Source organism: Rhizobacter sp. P1_G5 (assembly GCF_056405435.1).
Genome location: NZ_JBFUCB010000332.1, coordinates 1 through 6587 on the forward strand (window position 1 = coordinate 1; position 6587 = coordinate 6587).

General features: G+C 72.0%; 6 protein-coding genes. 3 read left to right on the forward strand and 3 right to left on the reverse strand.

Features of this window, described 5'->3' with window-relative positions:
• Positions 1 to 39: 39 nt before the first annotated feature.
• Positions 40 to 1560 carry an aminotransferase-like domain-containing protein gene (locus AC1D12_RS20775; protein ID WP_477842561.1) on the reverse strand — a complete coding sequence of 507 codons (1521 nt, stop codon included), beginning with the start codon at positions 1558 to 1560 and terminating at the stop codon, positions 40 to 42.
• A 98-nt stretch (positions 1561 to 1658) separates the two neighbouring features.
• On the opposite strand from AC1D12_RS20775, the gene AC1D12_RS20780 reads away from it, so the two are divergent.
• From AC1D12_RS20780 to AC1D12_RS20790, 3 genes are read left to right on the forward strand one after another with little or no spacing between them, the layout of a single operon-like run.
• Positions 1659 to 2591: a DMT family transporter gene (locus AC1D12_RS20780; protein ID WP_477825151.1), complete on the forward strand. Its 933-nt coding sequence runs from the start codon at positions 1659 to 1661 to the stop codon at positions 2589 to 2591.
• Positions 2588 to 3766 (forward strand): aminotransferase-like domain-containing protein, encoded by a 1179-nt coding sequence (locus tag AC1D12_RS20785; RefSeq protein ID WP_465111401.1) that lies wholly within the window; start codon positions 2588 to 2590, stop codon positions 3764 to 3766. Before AC1D12_RS20780 ends, AC1D12_RS20785 begins: the two co-directional genes overlap by 4 nt.
• The gene (locus tag AC1D12_RS20790) at positions 3763 to 4599 is read left to right on the forward strand and encodes a PhzF family phenazine biosynthesis protein (protein WP_465111402.1); all 837 of its coding nucleotides are present in this window, start codon (positions 3763 to 3765) and stop codon (positions 4597 to 4599) included. The genes AC1D12_RS20785 and AC1D12_RS20790 overlap by 4 nt, the downstream gene beginning before the upstream one ends.
• 9 nt (positions 4600 to 4608) lie before the next feature.
• Here AC1D12_RS20790 and AC1D12_RS20795 read toward each other — a convergent pair whose 3' ends face one another.
• Positions 4609 to 5847, reverse strand: a complete 1239-nt coding sequence (locus AC1D12_RS20795; RefSeq protein ID WP_477842563.1) for a Wzz/FepE/Etk N-terminal domain-containing protein — start codon at positions 5845 to 5847, stop codon at positions 4609 to 4611.
• A gap of 3 nt (positions 5848 to 5850) precedes the next feature.
• On the reverse strand, positions 5851 to 6587 hold a 737-nt coding region (locus AC1D12_RS20800; protein ID WP_477842565.1), incomplete at its 5' end, for an SLBB domain-containing protein.

The window sequence follows — 6587 nt, forward strand, 5'->3', positions numbered from 1 at the left end:
AACATGGACTGGGGAGTTGCAAGAAGGTGTGACTGTAGGTCACCGGGCTGTCGATGCAAAGCCCGGATTCCGGGGTGTCGCCATGCCGGGGGTGTCGCGGGCGCGCTGCAGCGCCTGCCAGAACTGCGCATCCTGCGTGGTCGCGAAGTTGATGCGCATCAGCGTGCCGGGGCGCCGCGTGGCGTGGAAGATCGAGCCCGGTGCCAGCAGCCAGCCGTCGTCCAGCATCACCTGCGACAGCCGCTCGGTGTCGACGCCGGTGTCGACCCAGCCGAACAGGCCGCGCGGCGTGGCCGCGAAGCGGCAGCCCGCCGCCTCGGCCAGCTGCACCGAGCGCGCCCGGGCCGCGTCCAGCCGGGCCATCACGCGCTCGGCATGGCGGCGCAGCAGGCCGTGCTCCAGGCAGTGGGCAAGCGCCTGCTCGGTCAGGCTGGTGGTGGAGAGGCTGCCGAGCAGCTTGGTGTCGATGAAGCGGTCGACCAGCGCCGGCGGCGCTGCCAGATAGCCGACCCGCCAGTTCGGCACCAGGATCTTCGAGAAGCCGGAGATGTAGATCGTGCGCTCCAGCGCGTCCAGCGCCGCGAGCCGCGGCAGGTGCGGCGGTGCCAGATGGGCGTAGGTGTCGTCCTCGACGATGTGCAGGTCGTGCGCCTGCGCGAGCTTCAGCAGCCGGTGCGCATGGCCGAGCGCGAGCGTCGCACCGGTCGGGTTGTGCAGCACCGAGACGGTGATGTACAGCCGCGGGCGCTCGTGCGGTTTCTGGGCCTCGATCAGGCGCTCCATCACCGCGAGGTCGGGCCCGTCCTCGCCGCGCGGCACCGGCAGCACGCGCAGGCCGAGGGCCGCCAGCCGCGCGAACTCGACCGACCAGCCGGGTTCGTCGACCAGCACGCTGTCGCCGGCGCGGGTCAGGCTGCGGGTGACGATGTCCAGCGCATGGGTGGCACCGAAGGTCGTGACGATCTGCTCCGGCGCCGCCTTCACGCCGAAGTCGACCAGCCGCTGCGACAGCGCCCGGCGCAGCCGCAAGTCGCCCGCCGGCTCGCCGTACTGCAGGGCCAGCGGGCCGAGCAGCGCGCCGCTGCTGACGCGGCGCAGCGCGGTGCTGAGCATCGGCAGGTCCAGCCACTCCGACGGCAGCGTGCCCAGCCCCGGCATCGGCCGCGTGCCCGGCGGCTGGAACATGCTGCGCATCAGCGCGATCGCGCTGAGCGGGGCACGCGGAAAGGCAATCGGGGCCGCGGCGTTGACGGGCGGGGCGGCCGAGGCCGGCGTGCGCGCGGCATCGCGGGCTGCCTCGCGCGGCTGCTGCTCGCGCACGAAGAAGCCGCGCTGCTTGCGGGCCTCCACCAAGCCCTGCGCCAGCAACTGGTCGTAGGCCGCGACCACCGTGTAGGCGCTGACCCCGTGCCGGCGCGCGCACTCCCGCACCGACGGCAGCCGCGAGCCCGGTGCGAGCAGCCGCTGCCGGATGCGCTCGGCGAAGCGGCCCGACAGCTGCTCGGTCAGCGTGGCATCGGCATGGCGGGACAGGGGGTGCAGGGGCGCTAGAGGATTCATTGGCGGGCTCATGTGCTGGCGAAGCGACCAATACAGCGTGCGAGCTGAGGTGGTCCAGTGTACTGGCTCTGTGCTGGTTGCCGCCGCTAGACTGCCGCATGGACCAAGAACGCAAAGGGTTGTGGCTGGGCTTCCTCGGGGTCGCGATCTTCGCGCTGACGACGCCGATGACGCGGCTGGCCGTCGGGCCGGCGGCCGACCCGCAGCTGTCGCCGCTGTTCGTCGTGGCCGGGCGCGCCGCGCTGGCCGGCGTGCTGAGCCTGGTCTATCTGATGCTCACGCAGGCACCGCGGCCGCGCGGCGCGCAGTGGTCGGCGCTCGCCGTTAGCGCCGCCGGCACGGTGGTCGGCTTCCCGCTGTTCCTCGGCCTCGGGTTGCGCGAGGTCGACGCGATGCATGCCGCGGTGATCACCGGCGTGCTGCCGCTGGGCACCGCGATCGCGGCGGCGGTGTTCTTCCGGCAGCGCCCGTCGATCGGGTTCTGGGCCTGTGCCGCGGTCGGCTGCGCGCTGGTGCTGGCTTTCGCGGTCCAGTCCGGCGGTGGCCTGCAATGGGCCGACGGCGTGCTGCTGCTGGCGGTGGTCAGCGGGTCGATCGGCTATGTGGCCGGCGCCCACCTGTCGCGGCAACTGCAGGCCGAGCACGTGATCTGCTGGGTGCTCGTGATCAGCATGCCGTTCACGCTGCCGCTGATGGCCTGGACCTGGCCGGCGCAGCCGGTGCACGGCGGTGCCTGGGTCGGCTTCGGCTATGTCACGCTGTTCTCGATGTGGCTCGGCTTCTTCGCGTGGTACCGCGGGCTCGCGCTCGGCGGTACGCTGCGGGTCAGCCAGGTGCAGCTGGTGCAGCCCTTCCTGACGCTGCTGTTCGCGGTGCCGGTGCTCGGCGAGCACCTGTCCGCGACGACCGTGCTGTTCTCGCTCGCGGTGATCGCCACCGTGTTCATCGGGCGCAAGATGCCGACACACCCGGCTTCCACCGCCTCGCCTCCCGTCACCTCTCCCGCCACGTCCTCAAGGAACTCCGCATGACCTCGCGCACCCCCTGGCAGCTCGCGCAGCGCGCCCACCGCATGAACCCGTCGATCATCCGCGAGATCCTGAAGGTGACCGAACAGCCCGGCATCATCTCGCTGGCCGGCGGGCTGCCGTCGCCCGACGGCTTCCCGGTCGAGGCGATGCGCGAGGCCACCACCCGCGTGCTGCGCGACACCCCGCGCGAAGCGCTGCAGTACGCCTCCAGCGAAGGCCTGCCGGCGCTGCGCGAGTGGGTCGCCGCGATGCTGCGCGGCCACGGCCAGCAGGTCGACGCGGCGCAGGTGCTGATCACCACCGGCTCGCAACAGGGGCTCGACCTGGTCGGCAAGGTGCTGGTCGACCCGGGCAGCCGCGTCGCCGTCGAATCGCCGACCTACCTCGGCGCGCTGCAGGCGTTCGCGCCCTACGAGCCGGTCTTCACGGCGGTCGACTGCGATGACGACGGCCCGCTGCCCGAGGCGCTGCACAGCGCCGAAGGCGCGCGCTTCCTGTACCTGCTGCCGAACTTCCAGAACCCGAGCGGCCGCTGCATGAGCGAGGCGCGCCGGGCCGCGGTCGTCGCGCGGGCGCAGGCGCTGAACCTGCCGCTGGTCGAGGACAACCCGTACGGCGACCTGTGGTTCGACGCCGCGCCGCCGCCGCCGCTGGCTGCGCGCTGGCCCGACGGCACGGTCTACCTCGGCTCGTTCTCGAAGGTGCTGGCCCCGGGCCTGCGCCTGGGCTACGTGGTGGCACCCGCGCCGCTGGTGCCGAAGCTGCTGCAGGCCAAGCAGGCGGCCGACCTGCACACGCCGGGCTTCAACCAGCGCGTGGTGCACGAGGTGATCCGCGACGGCTTCCTCGACACGCACGTGCCGACCATCCGCGCGCGCTACAAGGCGCAGCGCGATGCGATGCGGGCCGCGCTCGAGGCCCACATGCCCACCGGCTGCCGCTGGACGGTGCCGAGCGGCGGCATGTTCTTCTGGGTCGAGCTGCCGGCCGGCACCGATGCGATCGCGCTGCTGCCGAAGGCCGTCGCCAAGGGCGTGGCCTTCGTGCCGGGCGCGGCCTTCTTCGCCGAGCACGCGCAGGCGAACACGATGCGGCTGTCGTTCGTCACCGTGTCGCCCGAGCAGATCGAGCGCGGCATCCGCGCGCTGGCCGAGGCGCTGAAGGAGGCGGCATGACGCGCTTCGCATTCGCTCAGGTCGATGTGTTCACCGATGTCGCGCTGAAGGGCAACCCGCTGGCCGTCGTGCACGGCGCCGATGCGCTGGACGATGCGCAGATGCAGGCCTTCGCGCGCTGGACCAACCTGTCGGAGACGACCTTCCTGCTGCAGCCCACCGACCCGCTGGCCGACTACCGGGTGCGCATCTTCACGCCGGGCGGCGAGCTGCCGTTCGCCGGTCACCCGACGCTCGGCAGCTGCCACGCCTGGCTCGAGGCCGGCGGCGTGCCGAAGACGCCCGGTGCCGTCGTGCAGCAGTGCGGCGTCGGCCGGGTCGACATCCGGCTCGACGGCGAGCGCGCGGCCTTTGCGGCGCCGCCGCTGCGCCGCGAGCCGATCGCCGAGGCCGGGTTGCTGCCGGTGCTGGCCGCGCTCGGCCTGCGCCGCGAGCAGGTGCGGCAGGCGCAGTGGCTCGACAACGGCCCGCGCTGGCTGGGCCTGCTGCTCGACGCCGCCGACACGGTGCTCGCGCTGGAGCCGGACCACGCGGCGCTAAAGTCGCTGGCCAAGGTCGGCGTGATCGGGCCGCATGCGGCCGGCGGGCCCTGCCAGTTCGAGGTGCGCGGCTTCGCGGCGCCGATCGGCATCCCGGAAGACCCGGTCACCGGCAGCCTGAACGCGAGCCTCGCGCAGTGGCTGATCGGGGCCGGCGTGGCGCCGGCCCGCTACGTCGCTGCGCAAGGTACCCGGCTCGGCCGGGCCGGGCGGGTGCACATCGCGCAGGTCGACGGCCAGGTGTGGGTCGGCGGACACAGCGTCAGCTGCATCCGCGGCGAGCTGGCGCTCTGAAGAGCCCCCTCAGGCGCGGCGCCAGCGCCACGCCTGGCGGATGGCCTGCCAGGCCGCAGCGCGCGACGGATCGTGCGCACGCATCAGCGCGCCGTAGCGGCGCCAGATGACGAACAGCGAAGAACCGAGGAAGGTCAGCAGTACCGTCGTCAGCACGATGATCGCGCGGGCCGGCTTCGATTTCCGATCGGGCGCCTGTGCCACGTCCACCTGCTGCAGTGCCGGGCCTTCCTTCGCCTCGTCCAGCTTCGCGATCTCGAACTGCCGGAGCATGCTCTCGAGCAATGTCTCCTGGAACTTCACCTCGCGCCGGGCGCGGATGTAGTCGACCGCCGCGCCCGGCAGCTTGCCGACCGGGATGTCGATGCTGCCGCTCGGGGGGCCCGTCGGCGCCGACTCCATGCGAGCCAGTTCGGCCCGCAGGCCGGCCAGTTCGGAGTTCAGGCGCTGCACGTCCGGGTTCTCGGACGTCGCGCCGGTTCGCATCACGCGCAACCGCACTTCGCGCTCGGCGATCTGCGCCTTCAGCTGGGCGACGCCGGCGATGATGGCCTCGGCCTGCTTGTCCAGCACGACCATCCCCGATTTCTCCTGCACGGAGCGCAACGATTGCTCGGCCTGGACGAGGTTCTCCTTCGTGTCCTTCAGCTGCTGCTCGAAGAACACGCGCCGCTGCTGCGCTTCGGACACCGCGAGGCGGCCGAGCAGCTTGGTCACTTCGGCTGCATGCGCGTTGGCGAGGTCGGCAGCGAACTGCGCCTCCTCGTCGTCGACTTCCACCGTCAGCACGCCGGACTTCTTGTCCGAACTGATCCGGATGTGGACGGCCATCGCCTTGCGCAGGCCGTCGTAGGTCTTGGCTTCGTAGCGCTGCATCAGGTTGAAGCGGCTCGCCAGCGCGCGCTGGACGCTGTCGCTCTTGAGCAGGCTCACGTAGAGCTCGTCGGGGGTCTTCGCGGCGATGCCTCCGGCCAGGCCGCCCAGCGAGCCGAGGGCCGCCAGGGCGGCGGCCGAGCCGCTCTGCTGCTGCGAGCCCGGCGCCAGCAACGTGGCTCGGGCGGTATAGATGTTCGCCATCAGCAGCGACGCGATGATGGCGCCCACGGCAGCGACCGCGGTCGCGCCCGCCACCCAGCGCTTGCCGTCGCCGAGCCACACCAGCAGGTCCATCAGGCCGATCGAAGGCCCGTCGTCCTCCGGYTCGTCGAGGGTGGGGGAAAGAACTTCGGGGTTGTCGATGGCGCTCATCGCTCAGTCCCCGCGCAAGGTCTTGATGGCGGCCGCACCGAGGCCGAACTGGTAGAAGATCTGCGAGAAGTCCTTCAGGTTGCGCATCGCGGCACGGCCCCAGCTCTCGTAGTCGAGCTGGTTCGGCACCACGACCGCATCGCCCGGCTGCAGCGGCTGCGACTCGAGGCTTCCGAACCAGCCGCGGCGTTCGTTCGCATGGCTGACGGTGCCGTCGGCGCGCAGCACGAACATGTTGGACGGCTCGGCGGCCTCGTCCAGGCCGGCCAGCTTCACGTAGTCGCCCACCGTGCGGTTGGGCTTCCACAGGAAGGCGTTGTTGTTGACGACGGCGCCGGCCACCGTCACGAAGCCGGGCCGGCTGGGCACCACGATGCGATCGGCGTTCTCCAGCGGCACGTCCGGCAACTGGCTCACYGAGTTCGTGTCGGGCGAGAGTTCGAGCGCGACGCGGCCGTTCGGCTGCACGCGGCTGAGGCGGGCCATCTGCGCCTGCGTCGCGGCCGAGCTGATCGCCGTCGCGCCGGCCTGCTCGTCGCGCCGGTTGGCCGCCTCGCGCGCGGCCTGCTGCGCCGACAGCACTTCCAGGCGGACGATGGCGGCCTGCAGGTTCTCGCGCTGGCGCTTGCGGGTCTCCTCGCGGCTGAACTCCAGGCCATACACGTAGGCCTGCGGCGTGAAGCCACCGGCCCGCGTGATCAGCTGGCCGAGGGTTTCGCCGGGCAGCAGCTGGTACACGC

What these genes read in the sequence shown, in the direction of transcription:
- AC1D12_RS20775 (WP_477842561.1), bottom strand. Translation starts at nt 1,560, where the DNA reads ATGAATCCTCTAGCGCCCCTGCACCCCCTGTCCCGCCATGCCGATGCC.
- AC1D12_RS20780 (WP_477825151.1), top strand. Translation starts at nt 1,659, where the DNA reads ATGGACCAAGAACGCAAAGGGTTGTGGCTGGGCTTCCTCGGGGTCGCG.
- AC1D12_RS20785 (WP_465111401.1), top strand. Translation starts at nt 2,588, where the DNA reads ATGACCTCGCGCACCCCCTGGCAGCTCGCGCAGCGCGCCCACCGCATG.
- AC1D12_RS20790 (WP_465111402.1), top strand. Translation starts at nt 3,763, where the DNA reads ATGACGCGCTTCGCATTCGCTCAGGTCGATGTGTTCACCGATGTCGCG.